Here is a 19,358-nt window from a genome sequence, read left to right on the forward strand (position 1 = left end):
CTCATCACTTATTTTGACGTGGTGAAGCAATATCTAAATATTGCCAATTGGAATTCATAATTGGATGGGCTTTAAAACCTTGAACTTCAGGTTGAATCAGCCAGTTTCTAATTCGTGTATCTTGTAAAATCCAAGTCGTATCTGCTTCTATTTGTCGACTCATTTTTTCGTAAAATGGCATTCGCTTTTCAGGCGGTTGTTGCATCGCTTGTCGATATAAATTGTCATAAGCATCTGACTGATAACATGACTGATTACCGCGTCCGACATTAGGCCCATAAAGAAGCTGAGTAAAATTCTCTCCCTCAGGATAATCCGCATGCCAAGCACCACTCCACATCATGTATTGACATTGTGTTGCTGCTTTTAAATTATCGGCAAAGTTGCTGACTCGAAAATCAGACCGAATCCCAATCGCATCTAAACTTTTCTTCCACAACTCTGAATACATGACAGAAGCCGAGCCACTTTCAGTATTTATTTTCAAAGTCAGTGCTTTACCATCAGGCAATGTGCGATAGCCATCAGCCCCTTTTTTATAACCAAATCGATCAAGTAGTTTATTGGCTAAAACAGGGTTGTATCCGATACTGCTGCGATAATTTGGGTTATGACCATTCACCCCAGCTGGCACAAGCATTTCAGCTTTTACAGCCTGTCCTTTTCTTAAAATACGAATATATTCATTTACATCAAATGACAGTGCAATTGCTCGTCTCAGTGCAACTTTATCTAAAGATGAGCCACCGACAATCGGATCTCGCATATTCAACATAGAATAGGTAATCTCAGCCTCTTTATTGCGATAAAGCTGAACACCTTTGTTTTTCATCTCAGATTTTAAATGATTATTTTGATCGAGGACTTTAGGAATAGCATTCGCAGTGACTTTGTCAAAATCGAGTTGTTTCGATTGAAACGCCAACCAACGAGATTGCTCTTCTTCGATAATACTAATGTTGACCTTACCAATTTGCGGCATTTGCTTACCGCTCATTTCTTTAACCAGTTGATTATCCCAAGCTGTTCCAGTGGACTTAAAATTCCAAACAAAGCCGCGATAATCAGGATTTGCAACCAATTCAATTTTACTTCGTGGTACGTATTTACTTAGCATGTAAGGTCCTGTACCTACAGGATGCATGCCTAAACGGTCTTTATAGTATTCAACTACTTCGCGAGCTGTCGCACCAAATGTGCTATATGCCAAAATATAAGGAAAATTATAATCAGGCTGGGTCAAAGTAAATTGAATCGTGTATCGATCTAAAGCTTTTAGACCCTGAATAGAAGCATCATAATTAAATTTTCCTGACTTCTTCGCTTGATCGACAAGTGCATTTGCGCCGACAATTTTATGATCGATAAAAGCAAAAGATGAGGAGTGATTTTTCGGATCTAAAATACGTTTAATTGAATAAATATAATCTTCAGCAACTAGCTCTCGCCGTTTACCTTTGAATGCTGGATCTTCTGTAAAATAAATACCTGGTTTTATTTTAAAAATATAAACTTTCCCATTGTCCTGAATGGTCGGCATACTTTCAGCCGTAGATGGAACTAGTTTTACTGGATTGGCTAAATAATCGTATTGGACAAGCCTTTCAAAAATGACATCCGCAACATTGCCACTATAAAAATTGAAGGTTTTCACCATATCAAAACCGTCATCTGGCGCTTCAAAAGCGATTCGAAGAACTTTGTCAGCTTGTGCTGGGGTTTTGGCATATCCCATCGGCGCAAATGCAACAACGGTTGAAAACAACGTGACCGTAAAAAATTTAGACTTCAACTCAATGCTCACATTATCGTTTTTTAATAAATACTAGACTTTCGAATAGCATTCAACCACACAAAGACTTAACCACCTTCATTTAATTAAATGACCTTTCTTAGCAAAATCATAAATTTAATTATTTTTTACCTTTCGTAAAAATAATAAAAGTGGAAAAATCTACTTTAAGACTAAAAAACATTTGCTATTTTCATGCCACTTTTCAAATAAAATAGTTTTATCAATTAAAAAACTTTTAACACATAGTCTAAAATATTATTTTTTCTCATCTTAATGAAGAGTAACTTTATGCCAAATCATATTTTCTTATATACTTTTTTTAATCAAATAAATATCTATAGATAAACACCTAAAATAACTAAAATAAAATTAATTCGCACCAATTTAACGCATCATAAAAATAGCATGATTCATTTTAATGCTCATAAAAAAATTATGGTTTTTGTATAAAAATGACAATTTAAAAAAATTTTTTAATTTCATATTTTTTTAATAATTAGTAAAAATATGAAAAACTTATTTTTAAAAATAGAACACTTTTACACTTTAAAATCAAGTTTAAATCCCCCTTAAAAATCGTATTTGGCACATGTCTTGCTAAAACGCTTGTGATCATTCTTTTAGAGTGACCATCTATTTAGGGGTTATAAATTCAATGAAAAATACCAATTTCGTTCAATCAAGTGCTATGCCAAAAGCGAGCAAATGCATACTAAAACTCAGTACCCTGAGCCTAAGTATGTTGTGTTTAACTATGACCCATGCTGCTGAAACAGAATCATCTACCGATGAGAAACCGACGAAAGTCGTAAAAGTTGCAGTTACAGGTTCATCGATCAAGGGCGTTGCTGCACAAAGTGCATCACCAATAACCATCGTAAAAGTCGATGAAATTTTAAAACAAGGGATCACGACAACAGAGGAGGCTTTAGCAAAAATTACAGCCAACCAATCAAACTTTGTTACCGCATCAAACGTTGGTGCGAGTAGAACTGTTGGCTCATCTGCTAACTTACGCGGATTAGGTTCAAATAAAACCTTAGTACTCTTAAATGGTAGACGCCTTGCTGCAAATGCTTATGACAGTGGCGTTGCCAATCTCAATATCATCCCTCTTGCAATGCTTGATCGTATTGAAGTTCTGAAAGATGGCGCTTCCGCCGTTTATGGAACAGATGCGATTGGTGGTGTTGTGAACTTCATTACCAAAAAACAATTCAATGGCCTAAATTTCAGTGCTGGTTATCAAAAGCCTGAACAAAAAGGTGGTGAACAACAAAATTATTCTATTTTTGGTGGTTTCGGTGACTTAGATGAAGATGGTTTCAATGCATTTGGTGTAGTTGATTATCGTCGTGGCGAAGATGTTATGGCACAAGACCGTAAGGTCAGTCGTCGTGGAGGTGTTATTCCTGAATTAGGCGTTGACCGTACCAGTAGTGGATCATTTCCCGCAAACCTAGCAGATACTGTGACCAAAGAGTTTGGTAACCCATATGCAGCAACAGGATGCAGTAGCAATCCATTGGTTACAGCAAATGGAGATATTTGCCGTTATAACAGCCAAGCCGTGATCGGTATCGTTCCTAAAACTGAAGATATTTCTGTCATGGGACGAGTCACAGCAAAAATCAATGATAACTTCAATGCGATTGGGGAATATTTATATGCACGCAGTGAGGTAACTACCTCTGTTGCTCCAGATGTATTTTTTGATTTACCAATGAACCCAACCAGTAAATATTATCCAGGTAATGGCATCACTCCAGCAATGGATAATGTCCGCGGTCCTTTAGAACTATATTTACGTTCGCAAGCTGGCAATCGTATCAGTAACAGTGTCAATGATTCACATCGTATTTTTGCTGGTATCGAAGGTGAAGCATACGGCTGGGATATTAATACAGGGGTAACATATGCACGAAGTAATGCTGCTGATAATATTTTAAGTGGTTATCTTAACTACGATAAAACAGCAGAAGCTTTACTCAATGGCACGCTTAACCCATTTGGCCCTCAAGCCGCAGAAGATGGTGATGTTTGGAGTACATTAGGCGTTAAAGGTAAATATTTAGATGCTAAATTAGATTCAACAATCGTTGATTTCACTGCTAGTCGCCCTATTTATACTCTTCCAGCAGGCGATGTGGGTTTTGCGGTTGGAGCAAGTTATCGCAAAGATGATTGGCAATCAAAAACCATCTCTGAAATTGCCAGTGTTGCACCGAGTACTGGCGTAGATCCAAATGAACCTATTAATGAAGGTTCTCGAAACATCAAGGCAGTATTCACAGAACTCCATATCCCACTTCATAAAACATTAGAAGCTCAGCTTGCCGCGCGATACGATGATTACAGCGATTTTGGTGACACATTCAATCCCAAATTCTCTCTTCGTTGGGAACCAATCAAACAGTTGATGTTCAGAACAAGCTATACCAAAGGCTTTAGAGCGCCAACGCTTAGCGAAATGTACTCACCAACTTCGATTACCAATACCGCTGCAACTTATAATGACCCTGTTCTTTGTCCGGGTGGTGTTCCTGCTACTGGTGCATTACCTGCACGTGACTGTGGAATGCAGTTTGATCGTCAAGATGGTGGTAACAAAGACTTAGAACCTGAAAAGTCTGATTCATTCACCGCAGGTGTAGTGTTCCAACCAACCAAAAATCTTGTTTTCACCCTAGATTACTTTGATATCAAAGTTAAGAATCAAATTACAACTATCTCTGAGACGGCTATTTTCGGTGATCCTGAAAAATATGCAGATAAATTTGTTCGAAATGCAGACGGTTCACTCAATTATATTAATACAGTACAACAAAACTTAGGTGGTATTAAAACCTCAGGTTTTGATGCAAGCATGGCTTGGCGTTCTCCAATGACAAGTACTGGTCAGGTTGGCTTCAGCATTGATGGAACTTATGTTACTGATTACAAATATCAAGAAGATGAAGGTATGCCGTGGATTGGTGTTGCTGGTAGCTATGCAGGTCTAGACTATCAAGCCATTGTTCTACGTTGGAAACATACTGCAAATCTAGATTGGCGCTATGAAAACTGGGCACTCAACCTCCAACAAAACTTCTCTAAAGGTTATAAAGACCAAAACTCTGCTGGTCAAAACCATAAAGTTAGTGACTACACAACCTACAACCTCTCAGGAACCTACAAAGGCTTCAAAAACGTAGAACTCACCTTAGGTATTAAAAATATGTTCGATGCAGAACCACCAGCATCAAATGTATTGGACAACTTCCAAATGGGTTATGACCCACGTTATGCAGATGTACTCGGTCGTACTTACTTCGTTCGTAGCACTTTCAAATTTTAATATGTTCATCACTACAACATGATTTTGATGCTGTAGTGATCCACCGTAATCATCAATTCACACAAGGAGAAATGGTCTGTATTTCCCCCATTACGAACCTTTTCCTTCTCAAGTTAAACGTGAATTGATGATTACAATTTCAGGAGCAATTATGGGCATACCCTTTTCTGAGAGTGAAAATCAATCCGCCAAACGCCTAGTCGGTATTGGTGTGGTTTTATTCTTACACCTCGTGATCGCCTATATTCTGATGACAAGTTTAGCGACTGACTTTATCAAACCTGTCGAGAAACCTGTAGAACTACAGATTATTCAAGATATAGAACCACCGCCGCCTCCACCACCAAAACCAGAGGAAAAGCCACCAGAACCACCAAAAATGGTAGAGAAAGTGGCAAAAATTCCTGATCCACCACCGAAACCAGTTGAGGCTGTGAAACCTGTTCAAAAGCCTGCACCGACTCAGACGACAAAGGCTACGGATGCAACTCCTACACCATCACCTGTTGCAGCAAGTCCAAGTCCAGTTGCAGCTCCAACCGTTGCAGCCGCACCTTCCGCTCCAGCTAAACCAGCAGGCATTTCACGTGGTGTTTCCGAAGGTGAAGCTGGCTGTAAAAAACCAGACTATCCACGTGAACAAGAAATGGCAGGTGAAGAAGGTACTGTTCGAATGCGTCTTCTAGTAGATGGTTCAGGAAAAGTGATAGATGCAAAAGTTAAGAAATCCAGTGGTGTTAGAGCCTTAGATAAAGCCGCTTCGAAAGCATTTAGTCTATGTACATTTACTCCCGCAATGAAAGATGGCGTACCTCAACAAGATTGGTACGAAGTTGAATACTCTTTCACAATTTCTTAATTAATTGAATAAATGAAACAAATTTTTGGAGAATTTAAGATGAATAAAACAGCAAAACATATCGCACGCTTCGCAGCAATCGGTCTCATTTCTACCAGTACGTTATTACCTCTGCACACGGTATGGGCTGATGAAACTACTCAAGCAACGGCTGTCACAACAACAAATACTGAAGCCGTTACCCAAGCCACACCAACTCCGCCACCGTTACCCGCTACTGAAGAAAAAGTACATAATCCTTATGGCTTGGAAGCGCTATGGCGTGAAGGTGATCTCGTCGCAAAAACCACACTTTTTATTTTAGTTTTAATGTCAATTGGAACGTGGTACATCATTTTTTCTAAAGTATTTCAACAAAGTAAAATCAAGCGTCACGGCACTGAAGCTGAGCGTAACTTCTGGGAAGCAGATACATTAAATAGTGCAAAAGAAAGTTTAGATCCTAGCAGTACCTATCGGTATATTGCTGAAAAAGGCATTCACTCAACAAAACATCATGACGGCACATTATTAGAACGTATCGATTTCAACACTTGGGTGACAATCTCAATTCAACGTGCAATTGAAAAAGTCCAAAGTCATCTTGGCAATGGTTTAGCTTTCCTCGCTACCGTCGGTTCAACTGCGCCTTTCGTTGGATTATTTGGAACAGTCTGGGGGATCTACCACGCATTAACTGCAATCGGTATTTCAGGACAAGCATCTATCGATAAAGTTGCTGGACCTGTTGGTGAAGCTCTTATCATGACTGCAATTGGCCTTGCTGTCGCAGTACCAGCTGTACTTGGTTATAACTGGCTCACTCGCCGCAATAAAGCCGTGATGGACAATGTTCGCTCTTTCGGCTCAGACCTACATGCTGTACTTCTCAGTGGTGACCTAAACAGCAATCACCCAAACCGTAATTCTAAATAAGGAATACGATTATGGGCATGATGATTAATTCAGATCAAAGTGACGATGATGTAATCGGAACGATAAATACGACTCCGCTTGTGGACATCATGTTGGTATTGCTAATTATCTTTTTAATTACTGTTCCAGTCGTCACGCATACCGTTCCAGTCAAACTTCCTGAGGAAAAAAATACGCCTTATGCCACCACACCACAAAATATTCAGCTCTCAGTCAATAAAACTGGCGATATTTTTTGGAATGAACAACACGTTGCAAATAAAGAAACCTTGCTTGCACGTCTTCAAGTTGAGGCGCAAAAACGCCCTCAACCTGAGGTTCATATTCGTGGCGACCAACTTACACATTATGAGGCGATTGATCAGGTTATAAGTACAACTCAACAAGCTGGTATTGGCAAAATCGCATTTGTCACTACACCACCTAGTTCACCATAAGGTCAGATTAAGGAGTCACTCATGGGTATGAATGTCGGTCCAAAAAGTAGTGAAGATGATGTCATGCTTGATGTCAACATGACACCTTTAATTGATGTCATGTTGGTATTGTTAATCATGTTCATCATTACCATCCCGATTCCAAATAATGCCATTAATATCAACTTGCCAAACGGTACGCCTCCGCCGCCGACTGACCAAAAACCGCCTGAAGTGATAAATTTACGTGTCGATGCTCAAGGTCAGATTTTTTGGAATGATCAGGTGGTCGCGGATCGCCAAGCACTAAAAGCACTGTTTGAAAATGTGGCTCAAAAGGCAGATCAGGATCAAATTAAATTTAAACCTGATGCCCAAGCAGAATATAAAAATATTGCGATGGTGATGGCTTTAGCTCAGCAAAGTAATGTCACTAAGATAGGAATCGTCAGTAATAACTAGAAAAATAAAAACAATCAACTAAGCTTCACAAATCTAAGTTGCTCCTATGCTAACAAGCTCGCTTGTTAGCTTTTTTATTTTATTTCATTTACCACTATAGGGATGATGGTGCTATTCACCTTATAGCCTTTTGGTTTGTCATCACATGCATCACCCATGACTGTCGTTTTAACAACAAACGGAGAATAAGGCATCACATTTAAATAGCCAGTATTATCAGCACCAGTACGACAATCTTCACTTTCAAGTTTTTCATCAAAACGCCCAGCATAAGATGACTCTTGAACTTCTGTTATTAACTTTGCATTCCATTGATTGAGATAAACTAAACTTTTTGTAGATTCAACTGTGCCTTGCCCTGAACCAGCACTTTCGATTTCAACTAATTCAATCGGTTTACCTTTATACACAGTTGGATGCACTTTAAATGTATTCGATTGCCCACCGAACTCTTTTAATATCTGAGCCTGTTTGAGCTTTGGTCGAGTCAGCACATAACCTGCCCAAAAGTTACGACCTGCATTTTCAAAACTAACACCAGATAAATAAGCTTCTTCGCCTGAAATTAATTTTACTTTTTCCGTGTGATCAATCTGAATGGCTTGTGGTGGATTAGCATTTGAATCTTGCAAATTAGTGATCCAACTAATGATGGTTTTATCTGTCGGGACAGCAGCATAGGATGCTGAAACTGGAATCAAAAATCCAAATAAAATGGATAGAACTAATTTAATTTTCTTGTTCATTTTAGACCTTACTTTTATACAATCAAAACTCTCACTTGAAACATGATACTCGGAAACGTCATCCATAACCTGAGCAAGTCAAAGCGATTAAAGCTTTGACTTAGCGCAAGACAAACGTAGTGCGTAGTTCATGCTCAAGCATAGCTTTCGCCTTGCGGTACGGCAAAGATTATTAATCTTTGCTATTCGTACCTCAGGTTTTGTGGATGACAATGCCTTTGCCTACTTTGGGCGAAACCAAAGTAGGACGAACCTGAACGAAGTTGAAATATATTTCAACTGAAGTGCAAGACACAGTTATTTATCCCTAACTTTAGCTTGAACTCGGCGAGACTCCGTGAAGAGTTAATATTTTTTCTAATTAAAGCTTAAGTTAATTAAACTTTTGCAACTCAATCCATTGAGCATCAGGAAAATGCTTCGCTAAATAACTTTTTAAATAATCCGCTGTATCTTTAGAAATAAGTGGATCTTTCGATTCATCTTTTAAGTTATATACCAAAGCATACAAACTCAAACCACGATGTTTTAAAGCTTCTAAACTCAACAATGTGTGGTTAATGCTCCCCAAACGTCCAGAAGTCACCAAAATCACAGGAAATTGATGTTGAGCAATATAATCAATGGTCAATAACTCTGTGGTTAAAGGCACCATTAAACCGCCCGCACCCTCTAACAGCACCACCTCAAAACGCTGAGCAAGCTCTTTAGTTGCAGCTTCGATCTTGGCAAAATCTAACTCACGCCCATCTAAACGTGTAGCTAAATGTGGTGAAGCTGGATAAGTGAAAATCTCAGGCATGGTCAATTTTTCATGATCTTCCTGAAACCAGCCACTCCCCATGATTTCACGGTGTTTTTCGATGTCTTCAGACACATCGATATTCCCTGTTTGCACCAACTTTTGGGTGATAACACGCTGCCCTTGTTCGGTCCAAAGCTTGGCGAGATAACCTGTGGCATAAGTTTTACCAATTTCTGTATCAATACCGCTGACAAAATAAATTGCTGCACTCATGCTTTTCTCCGCGCAATCACGTAAATCGGATGATAAGTTAGGCGAAAACCTTGCTCATCATGAAACTGTTGATAATCAGAATAAAACTGCTGTAAAGATTGCTTGGTCCAACGATGTGACTTTGCTGTTGCAGTCACCCCCGTCGCTTTTAGATGATGCAGCACTAATTTAGGATCATCAAAATATAGATGTTTTTGTTCTTCTTGCATAAACACAATCTCAAAGCCATTTTCTTCAAGTTTCTGTTTCAATACTTCACTAGAATAATAACTTAAACCTTGCCCAGTCAGCTTTTTGATTTCAATTAAATTATTTTCACCAAATGTAGAGAAACTCAAATAGCCTTTCGGTTTTAACGCATCATGAATTCGTTGTAATAATGCAGGTAGATCAGTCATCCATTGCAAAGCTGAACTCGAAATCACCGCATCCAATTCTGATGGTAATTCAAGCTGCTCTATATCTCCGATCAACCAAGCTATATTTTGAATCGTTGAAAAATGCTGATCTACATCCTCATAAAGATCATTTAAAAATAATTGATCAAACTGAAAATGAGTCTGAAATAAATGCGTTAAATTACCCGACCCACAACCGATCTCAAGTACAGAATCAAAAGTCTTTGGACAGTACGCTTTCAGATATTGAAATAACTGTGCACTGATCTGCTTTTGCACTACAGCATGCTCAATGTAACTTTGCCCTGCTTTGGCAAAACGTTGAGCGACTAAAGCTTTATCGACACTCACAAACATTCCACCAATTTTTCTAATTCAGCTTTTTGAACCATAGATGTTAATGAGATACGCAAACGTGAACTATTTTGCGGTACTGTTGGCGGTCGCACAGGCATGGCATAAAAACCTTGTTGCTGAACATAACGTGCTTTTTCAATCGCTGCGTTACTTTCGCCGACAATAATTGGAATAATATGGCTACTCGATGGACTTGAAAAACCTTTTGCAATCACCGCCTGCTGTAAAAAATGACTGATCTCAGCCAAGTGCTGACGCTGCTGCTGCATATTTAAAACTTTATTAAAGATAAAGTCAGACCATGCCATCGAGATTGGTGGTAACGCTGTGCTGAAAATCAAAGGGCGCATTTTATTAATCAAATAATCACGAATGATAGGATCACAAATAATATAACCGCCAATTGAGGCAATCGCTTTACCAAAAGTGCCAACAAGGAAATCAATCTGATGCAATACGCTATATTGCTCAGCACAACCTAGCCCTTGCTCACCTCTCACACCTATGGCATGAGCTTCATCAACATACAACATGGTTTTGACAAAACGTTGCTTTAACTGCGCCAGTGCCGCTAAATCCGTTTCATCACCATCCATACTAAAAATACTTTCAGTCACCACAATAACGCGTTCAATTTGCTCATCTTGATGATACTTTTGCAATAACTGTTCCAAATGCTGCAAATCATTGTGTCGATAACGCACATATTGAGCTGTAGACAATCGGATACCATCGATCATACTGGCATGCACAAGCTTGTCCGCCAAAATAATGGTTTTGCTATCAGCCAGCGCAGGCAAAATACCAATATTCATGTGGTAGCCGCTATTAAACACTAATGCAGCACGACCAAAGGCTTTGCTTAGGCTATTTTCAAATTGTTCGTATTCTGCATAGTTACCAGTCAGTAAGCGTGAAGAAGATGAACTAAATAATGCCCGCTCGATTTTTAGTGTATCGAGGAACTCCTCTCTTAACTTTAGATCAGAAGCCGAGCCTAAATAATCATTGGATGCCAAATTCAACATGGTTCGATCTTGAATGGTAATAAATCGTCCATGCTGTTGATTTGAAGTAAATTGGCGAAAATTACCTTGTTGCTTGAGTTGATCAAGCTGTTCAGCATAATGATCAAGCAAGGACATTGGCATTGACTCCCTGCATGCTTTTCACTACTTCAATCAGCTGTGCTAATAAATAGTGTAGTTCATCATCGCTAATCACATACGGCGGCATCACATAGACCAATTTTCCAAATGGTCGTACCCAAATACCACGTTCTACAAACTGTTGCTGTAAGGTTTTCATATCAACATTGGCGGTTAACTCCACCACCCCAATCGCACCTAAAACCCGTACATCTGCAACATGGTCAAGCTGAGCTAAATCATTTAATTGTTCAGCCAGAATCTTTTCAATCCGTTGAATATTCGCTTGCCAATCTTGCTCAACCAATAATTGGGTACTTCTCAAGGCAACAGCACAAGCCAATGGATTTGCCATAAATGTTGGACCGTGCATAAATACACCCGCTTCACCACGACTGATGGTTTCAGCTACCTGCTTGGTGGTTAAGGTTGCGGATAATGTCATATAGCCACCAGTCAAACCTTTACCGATACACATAATATTGGGTTCAACTTGTGCATGTTCCCAAGCAAACATTTTGCCTGTACGCCCAAAGCCTGTTGCGATTTCATCAAAGATCAACAATAAATTATATTGTTCACACAAAGCTTTGGCTTGACGTAAATATTCAGGATGATAAAAACGCATACCCCCTGCACCCTGCACAATCGGCTCAATAATCAGTGCAGCAATACTGTGATGATGCTGTTCAATCTGCTGTTTGAGTTCTTGAATATCTTGCGGATTCCACTCACCATCAAAACGGCTTTGTGGCGCAGGAACAAAAATTCGATTCGGTAAACTACTACCAAAAATCTGATGCATCCCCGTGACTGGATCGCAGACAGACATCGCATTCCATGTATCACCATGATAGCCAGAACGTGTAGTAATAAAATTGGTTTTCTTAGGCTGATTCAATGCAGCCCAATATTGAACTGCCATTTTTAAAGCCACTTCAACTGCAACCGAACCTGAGTCTGCGTAGAAAATCTTATCTAAGTTCGGCGGCGTAATTTTTAATAATAATTTTCCCAATTCAATCGCAGGTTCATGGGTTAGGCCGCCAAACATGATATGCGCCATATTCTGCAATTGATCTGCAACCGCTTGATTCAGCTCAGGATGGTTATAACCGTGAATCGCACACCACCATGACGACATGCCATCAACTAAAGTTCGACCATCTTCTAGTTCAATCGTTGCAACATAAGCACGTTTCACTTTAAAAGTTGGCAGTGGATTTAACATCGAGGTATAGGGATGCCATATATGTTCTAAATCAAATAAATCGGTCATCCTTTACCTCATTTGCTACTATTTCAAAATTTACCATTTGCCTGATCACACTTTTCGATACTCGGAAATGTCATCTGCAACCTGCGTGGTATAAATAAAATACAAGGCTTCATACACTTGATCAAAAGGAAAAATGACAGAAGTGAACAGGTTTTGCAGATGACAAATGGTTTTGCCTACTTTTCCCGGAAGGAAAGTAGGTCGCCGAAGGCATATCCTGAAAATGGATGAGGACTCGGCACAATTCAGTAAGATCGATACAATAGGTTTTATCTTAAACTTGTCAAAATCTAAAATATATTGCGAGAACTTTCAATTCAAACAAAATTAAACCTTCTCATCCAGAAAATCCTCAACTATTTGCACAGTTCGCTCAACCATAAAACATGGAAAACCATGTGAAGCACCATCAATAGAAACTACTGATAATTTTTTTGCAGCTAAATTCTGAATATTTTGCATAACTTGGTAAGGAACTAAAGCATCATGCTCCGCAATCACATGAAGCTGATCACCTTGATAGTTTTCATACATCTCAACCAAGTTGAGTTGTTCCAACATCAATAAGCCTTGCTTCAATAATGCAATCGGCTGTGAACGAATCAACTTTTGCATTGCTAAAAAATCTCTTCTTGCAGTATCCGCACCTTGGCAAACAAGTAAACCAAAGCGTTTTAAAGTTGTAATCGCATCCTGCTCAAATGATTGTTTGAACTGTTGGAATGTTTCAACAGGCATTGCAGTCGACCAGTTTTCTTGCGCTACAAAACAAGGATTTGAAGCTAAAGTAATTAAAATCTTCTGTTCCACATATCGCTTTTCTATTTGATGGACTAATAATGTTGCAAGTTGTCCACCCAGCGACCATCCAAGAATTACATCAAACGCTCTTGCATATTCAATTTGTTGTTGCAAAACTCGCTCATCTAAGGCATTGAAAATATTGATTCGATCTACACAATGTTCTTGCTGTTGCAATGCTTCGTGCAAAGGTTGCAATAATTCGGCTCCACCACCCCATCCTGTGATCAGTAAAATCTTCTTAGACAAACGTATACCTTTTGATTGAACAATCATTTTGTATAAAACATCGCATATATTCGTTATTTTTCCTAGCCGCCCCACTTCAATTTGCTAAAATATGTGCGATTACACTTTGAGATCAAAATGATGAATACGATAAAATCCAAAGTTCTTATTCTTTGTAGCTCACTATTTTTAATGACTTCTCCAAGTCTAACCGTAGCACAAAGTAACTTATTTTCCTCAAAAAATACCGTGCAGAAAGAATGGGTTGGACAGTCCGCACCAGACTTTAAACTACAGGATCAAAGTGGTAAATGGCATACTTTGAACCAGTATAAAGGTAAATGGATCGTGCTCTATTTTTATCCTAAAGACAACACAGCAGGTTGTACACAAGAGGCCAATCAGTTCAAGTCACTCTACCCTCAATTTATAAAATCAAATGCTGTAGTTTTAGGGGTAAGTTTAGATGATGTCGCTTCACACCAAAAGTTTTCAGAAAAACTTGGCTTGCCATTTCCTATTCTGGCTGATGACAAAGGTGAACTTGCCGGAAAGTTTGGGATTGTAAGAAATTTCGGGATTGCAAAAATTGCTAAAAGAGAGAGTTTTCTAATTAACCCTCAGGGTGCAATTATGTATCACTATACCAGTGTCAACACACAAACTCATGCGGATCAGGTGCTTAAAGACTTGAAAGACGCCCAAACGAAAAAGTAAATGCGGAAATAAAAAACTCAGCACTAAGCTGAGTTTTTTTATTGATTTAGAATATTAGATCTGCGATTGAATATAGTTCTGTAAACCAATTAACTCAATTAAACGTAATTGTTTTTCTAACCAATAGGTATGGTCTTCTTCTGTATCAGAAAGCTGCTGACGAAGCATATCACGGCTAATATAATCGCCTTTCTCTTCACAAAGCTTAATTCCTGTCGCAAGTTTTTCACGTACATGATATTCAAGTGCTAAATCGGCTTTTAAACAACTTACGACATCAGTACCCACATTAATGTCTTCACGGTTCATGTTTGGTTGTGCACCTAAAAACAGAACACGGCGAATAATGGCATCTGCATGAGAAGCTTCTTCCTGCATCTCATGATCAATACGTTCGTAAATTTTACCTAAGCCCCAATCTTCGTACATTCTTGAATGAATTAAATATTGATCACGAGCAGCCAACTCACCGCCAATGAGCATATTTAAATAGTCGATGACTTCTGGATTGCCACGCATAATACTTACTCCTATCGAATGCCACTATTATGTGCAAGTTAAAATATAATTGCAAAGTTAAATTTGTGTAAGTTTATGATTTTTATAAAATTAAAATGAGAAACATACGCATTTACAGTTTTAATTAAGTAAAATTCTTGAAGTAAAATAAGCGCTTGCAAACGAACATCTTGATCCTAAACCCATAATTTATGAAGAAAACCTTTATTTTCATTTTTGTAACCATTCACAATGCTTCTTATTTAACCCTTCGTTTTAATCAATAAATTTAAAAAAATGACTGGTCAGCTGTTGTTTGTTCAATCAAAATTCGCTAAATAAGAGCAATCACAAAAATACAATGTGGAAAAGAAATGAATAAAAGCACACCAATCTTGGTCACTGGAGCAACGGGTTATATCGCTGGCTGGATTATTGAACGGCTATTAAATCAAGGATATAAGGTGAATGCGACGGTTCGTGATCCATCTAAAACCAATAAAATCCAACATCTTTATGACATCGCCGAGAAGTCATCTGGACAAATCCAATTTTTCAAAGCAGATTTACTTGATCCAAATTCTTTTGATGATGCAATGCAAGGCTGTGAGGTGGTGATTCATACCGCATCACCTTTCGTTTTGACTAATTATAAAGATGCGGTAAAAGACATTATTGAGCCTGCAGTCAAAGGTACTGAAAATGTCCTCAATAGTGTCAACCGTACTGAATCCGTTAAACGTGTGGTACTCACTTCAAGCATTGCTTCGACCTATGGTGATGCAATTGAAATTCTAGATACTTCAAATAATGAGTTTGATGAAAATGACTGGAATAACACCAGCAACGAAACGCATCAACCCTACTCATATTCAAAAGTGGCTGCTGAACGCAAAGCATGGGAGATCGCAGATCAGCAAAGTCGTTGGAGTTTAGTTTGTATTAATCCAGCACTGGTTATGGGGCCGTCACTGACCGATGCAAGCCAATCAGGTAGTATTGAAGTATTGCAACAGTTCGGCAATGGTACGACCCTATTCGGTGTGCCACCAATGTGGAATGGCATTGTTGATGTACGAGATGTTGCTGATGCACATGTGAAAGCCGCTTTAGATCCACAAGCCAAAGGTCGCTATATCATCTGCGGTGGAACATTAAGCTTACTTGAAATGGGTAAAGCATTAACGCAAAAGTTTGGTTATAAATATCCTTTCCCACATTTTACTGTACCAAAAACAGCATTCTCACTGATTGCACCCATGCTCGGACATTCTCGTCAGTTTGTAAAACTCAATATGGGTTATCCGATTTACTTTAATGCTGAACGCAGTGTAAATGAGTTGGGAATTCAATACCGCGATATTCGTGAGAGCGTTTGTGAGCATTTTCAGCAATTGCTAGATGATGGAATTGTGAAAAAATATATTTAATAAAAAAGCACCTCTCAATTTCATCATTGAGAGGTGCTTAACTACAATTATTTAATCTTAAATGCTTCTATGATGTATTCACCAATATCCTTATAACGATTACCATGTTGGTCTTCTAAATAGAGCAACGCTAGGTATTCTTTTCTTGTCCCATGTCGACCAGTGGATTCAAGCTTTTCATAAGGTTGATAGATGAGTTTAGCCATCTTACCTTTTTGAAATTCAACGTTCACACTACAGATTTTTTGTGAATCATTTTCAGACTCAAGACTCTTCACCTGACCTAACCTTAAACCAGTGTATCGATATAGCTTCTGCCTTAATTCCCAACGTAACTCGAAATCAAGTTGAGATAGTGAAGCATCCTCTTGATCCATTTGATCAACTAAATATCGTTTTATTTGCTGATAAGCGAACTCAACTATATGATTTGGCTGATATATATTTGACTTTAATAACCCTTGATCATAAATAGAATCAGAAGCAACAAGATTATTCGATTTCACTTGATCAAACTGATCAACAGCTTGATCAAACAATTTCATTTCCTCTTGAATATCTAATTGAAATTCCTTCCAACATTTCTCCGCTTGTCGACCATCTTTCTGCAGACAAATAAACTTTTTTTGTATTTCTTGCTCTTTTAACAGATCTAGAAATACACTTTGTCGTAATTCAACTTTTTCTAATACAGTATTTAAAAGTTGAGTATTTAGTAACTCTCGCACATTATCCAACACTTGTGTTTGCTTGCATTTGGTCGCGCTATCATAATGATGATACGTGATCATCAATAGAATAGGGAGAATTGCTGCTAGGCAAAAACCTATGATTAATTTAGCGATTTCCTTATCTGCTTCATCAAACTTCATACTGAGCTAAAAACTCCAAAAATTCTTGTTCGTTCATCACTCGAATTTCTAATTTTTGTGCTTTATCCAATTTGCTTCCCGCTTTTTCACCCGCAACCACACATTTGGTTTTACTCGAAACACTGCCACTGACACGTGCACCCAAAGCTTGTAACTTTTGTGTCGCCTCATCACGCCCCATAGTTTCAAGTGTGCCTGTTACCACCCAGCTTTCACCATTCAATGGTTGACGTGTTGGTGCAGTCGGTGCATCCCAATGAATCCCTGCCGCCAATAAACGATCGAGTACTTCAATGTTATGCGGTGCTTGGAAAAAGTCAGCAATCCACTCCGCTGTAATATCACCAACATCTGGCGTTTTCTTAAGTGCTTCAACATCGGCTGCTTTCAAAGCATCCAAAGTTTGGAAGGTATTGGCTAACATGCGTGCTGTAGTTTCACCTACACCACGAATACCTAAGCCATAAATAAAACGTGCCAAGGTGGTTTTCTTACTTGCTTCGATTGCATCAATCAGATTTTGAACGGATTTCTCACCCATTTTCTCGATGGTCAATAAGGTGTCACGATGTTCATGCAAATGATAAATATCAGCGACATCTTTGAGTAAATCGAGATGTAATAACGACTCTACCCAACGATCGCCCAAACCTTCAATATCTAAGGCTTTACGCGAAACAAAGTGACGAATGGCTTCAATTCGTTGCGCTGCACAGTATAAACCACCCGAACAACGTGCCAACGCTTCCCCCTCTGGCATCACAACAGGTGAATCACAGACTGGACAATTGCTAGGAAGATGCACAATTTCAGCATCGGCAGGTCGAAACTCAGCCCAAACTTTTTCCACTTTTGGAATCACATCGCCAGTACGGTAGACGCTCACAGTATCGCCTACACGTACATCTAAACGGTGGATTTCACCAATGTTATGTAAGGTCACATTCGATACAGTCACACCACCTACGAAAACAGGTGCTAAACGCGCAACAGGCGTTAAAGTTCCTGTTCTGCCTACTTGCCAGTCAATATTCTCAACTTTGGTTAAAGCGGCTTGTGCTGGGAATTTATATGCCGTTGCCCAACGCGGTTCACGACTCAGGAAGCCGAGTTGTTGTTGTTGCTTAAGGCTGTCCACCTTAATCACCATGCCATCAATTTCGACTTTAAGATTTGGGCGCTCTTGTTGAATTTGTTCATAACGTTGTTGTACTTCCTCAATCGAAGCACACAGGAATTGACGTTCTGCAATTTCAAAACCAAATTTGGTCAGCCAATGCAAACTATCGTGCATCGTAGCCAAACCATGATTTGGGACACACTGCGCGATACCATACGCATAGAACGCCAATGGACGCGAAGCAGCAACATTTGGATCAAGCTGTCTTAAACTCCCTGCCGCAGCATTACGCGGATTGGCAAAGGTTTTCTCTCCTTTCGCCTCTTGGTCAGCATTGAGCTTTTCAAAACCCGATTTAGGCATTAAGACTTCACCACGAACTTCCAAGAAATCTGGAATGGCTTGATGCTGACTTGATAATACTTTAGGTAGATTCCGAATGGTTTTTACATTCTGAGTAATGTCTTCACCTGTTTCACCATCACCACGAGTTACACCACGAACCAACACACCATTTTCATACCACAGTGAAATCGCTAAACCATCGAGTTTAAGTTCAACATCGTATTGAACTTTTTGATTCGGTAGGCGCTCATCAATACGACGAGCAAAAGCAAACAAGTCTTCCTGATTAAAGACATTACCCAATGACAACATTGGGACTGCATGGGTCACGCTTTCAAATTTTGATAGTGCTTGACCACCCACTTTATTGGTTGGTGTATCAGCCTGAATACATTCTGGATATTGTTGTTCTAAGGCTTTAAGCTGATGAAATAAATGGTCATATTCACTATCTGAAATGGAAGGTTGATCCATCACATAGTAAGCATGATTATGTTTTGCAATCAGTTGAATCAACTGACGCATTTGCTCAATAACTGAGTTGTGTTCCATTTAAATTTCACCATATAAAAGGGCGGAAAAACCGCCCTATAACTTTTCACTGAATTTATTATAAA

General features: G+C 39.0%; 17 protein-coding genes. 7 read left to right on the forward strand and 10 right to left on the reverse strand.

All coding sequences use genetic code 11. The features are described from left to right. Positions 1 to 4 precede the first annotated feature (4 nt). On the reverse strand, positions 5 to 1,792 hold the full coding sequence (locus ACF8D3_RS09180) for an ABC transporter substrate-binding protein (RefSeq protein ID WP_392471200.1): 1,788 nt from the start codon (positions 1,790 to 1,792) through the stop codon (positions 5 to 7). A gap of 658 nt (positions 1,793 to 2,450) precedes the next feature. On the opposite strand from ACF8D3_RS09180, the gene ACF8D3_RS09185 reads away from it, so the two are divergent. From ACF8D3_RS09185 to ACF8D3_RS09205, 5 genes are all read left to right on the forward strand, one after another. Continuing rightward, positions 2,451 to 5,132, forward strand: coding sequence for a TonB-dependent receptor (locus ACF8D3_RS09185; protein ID WP_392471201.1), 2,682 nt, complete (start codon positions 2,451 to 2,453; stop codon positions 5,130 to 5,132). A 151-nt stretch (positions 5,133 to 5,283) separates the two neighbouring features. Further along, a complete protein-coding gene (locus ACF8D3_RS09190; RefSeq protein WP_007481094.1) occupies positions 5,284 to 5,991 on the forward strand; it encodes an energy transducer TonB in 708 nt (235 codons plus the stop codon). Between the two features lie 39 nt (positions 5,992 to 6,030). Continuing rightward, positions 6,031 to 6,906: a MotA/TolQ/ExbB proton channel family protein gene (locus ACF8D3_RS09195; protein WP_061518098.1), complete on the forward strand. Its 876-nt coding sequence runs from the start codon at positions 6,031 to 6,033 to the stop codon at positions 6,904 to 6,906. 11 nt (positions 6,907 to 6,917) lie between these two features. Continuing rightward, on the forward strand, positions 6,918 to 7,343 hold the full coding sequence (locus ACF8D3_RS09200) for a biopolymer transporter ExbD (protein WP_007481092.1): 426 nt from the start codon (positions 6,918 to 6,920) through the stop codon (positions 7,341 to 7,343). Positions 7,344 to 7,364: 21 nt separating this feature from the next. Then, complete coding sequence (locus ACF8D3_RS09205; protein ID WP_004881193.1) at positions 7,365 to 7,784, forward strand: biopolymer transporter ExbD; 420 nt, start codon at positions 7,365 to 7,367, stop codon at positions 7,782 to 7,784. A 74-nt stretch (positions 7,785 to 7,858) separates the two neighbouring features. On the opposite strand, the gene ACF8D3_RS09210 is transcribed toward ACF8D3_RS09205, so the two are convergent. From ACF8D3_RS09210 to ACF8D3_RS09235, 6 genes are all read right to left on the reverse strand, one after another. Continuing rightward, positions 7,859 to 8,530 carry a hypothetical protein gene (locus tag ACF8D3_RS09210; protein ID WP_392471203.1) on the reverse strand — a complete coding sequence of 224 codons (672 nt, stop codon included), beginning with the start codon at positions 8,528 to 8,530 and terminating at the stop codon, positions 7,859 to 7,861. A 373-nt stretch (positions 8,531 to 8,903) separates the two neighbouring features. After that, on the reverse strand, positions 8,904 to 9,548 hold the full coding sequence (gene bioD, locus ACF8D3_RS09215) for a dethiobiotin synthase (protein WP_392471205.1): 645 nt from the start codon (positions 9,546 to 9,548) through the stop codon (positions 8,904 to 8,906). Further along, positions 9,545 to 10,303, reverse strand: a complete 759-nt coding sequence (bioC, locus tag ACF8D3_RS09220; protein ID WP_392471208.1) for a malonyl-ACP O-methyltransferase BioC — start codon at positions 10,301 to 10,303, stop codon at positions 9,545 to 9,547. Before bioC ends, bioD begins: the two co-directional genes overlap by 4 nt. Further along, complete coding sequence (locus ACF8D3_RS09225; RefSeq protein ID WP_392471209.1) at positions 10,294 to 11,448, reverse strand: 8-amino-7-oxononanoate synthase; 1,155 nt, start codon at positions 11,446 to 11,448, stop codon at positions 10,294 to 10,296. The genes bioC and ACF8D3_RS09225 overlap by 10 nt, the downstream gene beginning before the upstream one ends. Continuing rightward, a complete protein-coding gene (bioA, locus tag ACF8D3_RS09230) occupies positions 11,435 to 12,730 on the reverse strand; it encodes an adenosylmethionine--8-amino-7-oxononanoate transaminase (protein WP_392471212.1) in 1,296 nt (431 codons plus the stop codon). Before bioA ends, ACF8D3_RS09225 begins: the two co-directional genes overlap by 14 nt. Positions 12,731 to 13,057: 327 nt before the next feature. Then, on the reverse strand, positions 13,058 to 13,807 hold the full coding sequence (locus ACF8D3_RS09235) for a hydrolase (protein WP_392471214.1): 750 nt from the start codon (positions 13,805 to 13,807) through the stop codon (positions 13,058 to 13,060). 90 nt (positions 13,808 to 13,897) lie between these two features. Here ACF8D3_RS09235 and ACF8D3_RS09240 point away from each other — a divergent pair, with 90 nt between their 5' ends. Continuing rightward, positions 13,898 to 14,476, forward strand: coding sequence for a peroxiredoxin (locus tag ACF8D3_RS09240; protein WP_392471217.1), 579 nt, complete (start codon positions 13,898 to 13,900; stop codon positions 14,474 to 14,476). A gap of 54 nt (positions 14,477 to 14,530) precedes the next feature. Here the strand turns inward: ACF8D3_RS09240 and bfr are convergent, their stop codons facing one another. Continuing rightward, positions 14,531 to 14,995: a bacterioferritin gene (bfr, locus tag ACF8D3_RS09245; RefSeq protein ID WP_392471219.1), complete on the reverse strand. Its 465-nt coding sequence runs from the start codon at positions 14,993 to 14,995 to the stop codon at positions 14,531 to 14,533. Between the two features lie 353 nt (positions 14,996 to 15,348). Between bfr and ACF8D3_RS09250 the strand changes: the two genes are divergently transcribed. Continuing rightward, positions 15,349 to 16,404: an SDR family oxidoreductase gene (locus tag ACF8D3_RS09250; RefSeq protein ID WP_392471221.1), complete on the forward strand. Its 1,056-nt coding sequence runs from the start codon at positions 15,349 to 15,351 to the stop codon at positions 16,402 to 16,404. A 47-nt stretch (positions 16,405 to 16,451) separates the two neighbouring features. Here ACF8D3_RS09250 and ACF8D3_RS09255 read toward each other — a convergent pair whose 3' ends face one another. Both ACF8D3_RS09255 and ligA read right to left on the reverse strand, forming a co-directional pair. Beyond that, positions 16,452 to 17,276 carry a hypothetical protein gene (locus tag ACF8D3_RS09255; protein WP_392471223.1) on the reverse strand — a complete coding sequence of 275 codons (825 nt, stop codon included), beginning with the start codon at positions 17,274 to 17,276 and terminating at the stop codon, positions 16,452 to 16,454. Further along, positions 17,266 to 19,293 (reverse strand): NAD-dependent DNA ligase LigA, encoded by a 2,028-nt coding sequence (gene ligA / locus ACF8D3_RS09260; protein WP_392471224.1) that lies wholly within the window; start codon positions 19,291 to 19,293, stop codon positions 17,266 to 17,268. The genes ACF8D3_RS09255 and ligA overlap by 11 nt, the downstream gene beginning before the upstream one ends. Positions 19,294 to 19,358: the final 65 nt, after the last annotated feature.

The organism is Acinetobacter sp. YQ_14 (assembly GCF_043102985.1).
In the GTDB taxonomy this organism is placed as follows: domain Bacteria; phylum Pseudomonadota; class Gammaproteobacteria; order Pseudomonadales; family Moraxellaceae; genus Acinetobacter; species Acinetobacter venetianus.

Coding starts and splice junctions, on each gene's coding strand:
- ACF8D3_RS09195 (WP_061518098.1), top strand. CDS start 6,031: ATGAATAAAACAGCAAAACATATCGCACGCTTCGCAGCAATCGGTCTC.
- ACF8D3_RS09190 (WP_007481094.1), top strand. CDS start 5,284: ATGGGCATACCCTTTTCTGAGAGTGAAAATCAATCCGCCAAACGCCTA.
- ACF8D3_RS09200 (WP_007481092.1), top strand. CDS start 6,918: ATGGGCATGATGATTAATTCAGATCAAAGTGACGATGATGTAATCGGA.
- ACF8D3_RS09210 (WP_392471203.1), bottom strand. CDS start 8,530: ATGAACAAGAAAATTAAATTAGTTCTATCCATTTTATTTGGATTTTTG.
- ACF8D3_RS09225 (WP_392471209.1), bottom strand. CDS start 11,448: ATGTCCTTGCTTGATCATTATGCTGAACAGCTTGATCAACTCAAGCAA.
- bioA (WP_392471212.1), bottom strand. CDS start 12,730: ATGACCGATTTATTTGATTTAGAACATATATGGCATCCCTATACCTCG.
- bioC (WP_392471208.1), bottom strand. CDS start 10,303: ATGTTTGTGAGTGTCGATAAAGCTTTAGTCGCTCAACGTTTTGCCAAA.
- ACF8D3_RS09205 (WP_004881193.1), top strand. CDS start 7,365: ATGGGTATGAATGTCGGTCCAAAAAGTAGTGAAGATGATGTCATGCTT.
- ligA (WP_392471224.1), bottom strand. CDS start 19,293: ATGGAACACAACTCAGTTATTGAGCAAATGCGTCAGTTGATTCAACTG.
- bfr (WP_392471219.1), bottom strand. CDS start 14,995: ATGCGTGGCAATCCAGAAGTCATCGACTATTTAAATATGCTCATTGGC.
- ACF8D3_RS09255 (WP_392471223.1), bottom strand. CDS start 17,276: ATGAAGTTTGATGAAGCAGATAAGGAAATCGCTAAATTAATCATAGGT.
- ACF8D3_RS09240 (WP_392471217.1), top strand. CDS start 13,898: ATGATGAATACGATAAAATCCAAAGTTCTTATTCTTTGTAGCTCACTA.
- ACF8D3_RS09185 (WP_392471201.1), top strand. CDS start 2,451: ATGAAAAATACCAATTTCGTTCAATCAAGTGCTATGCCAAAAGCGAGC.
- ACF8D3_RS09235 (WP_392471214.1), bottom strand. CDS start 13,807: ATGATTGTTCAATCAAAAGGTATACGTTTGTCTAAGAAGATTTTACTG.
- bioD (WP_392471205.1), bottom strand. CDS start 9,548: ATGAGTGCAGCAATTTATTTTGTCAGCGGTATTGATACAGAAATTGGT.
- ACF8D3_RS09250 (WP_392471221.1), top strand. CDS start 15,349: ATGAATAAAAGCACACCAATCTTGGTCACTGGAGCAACGGGTTATATC.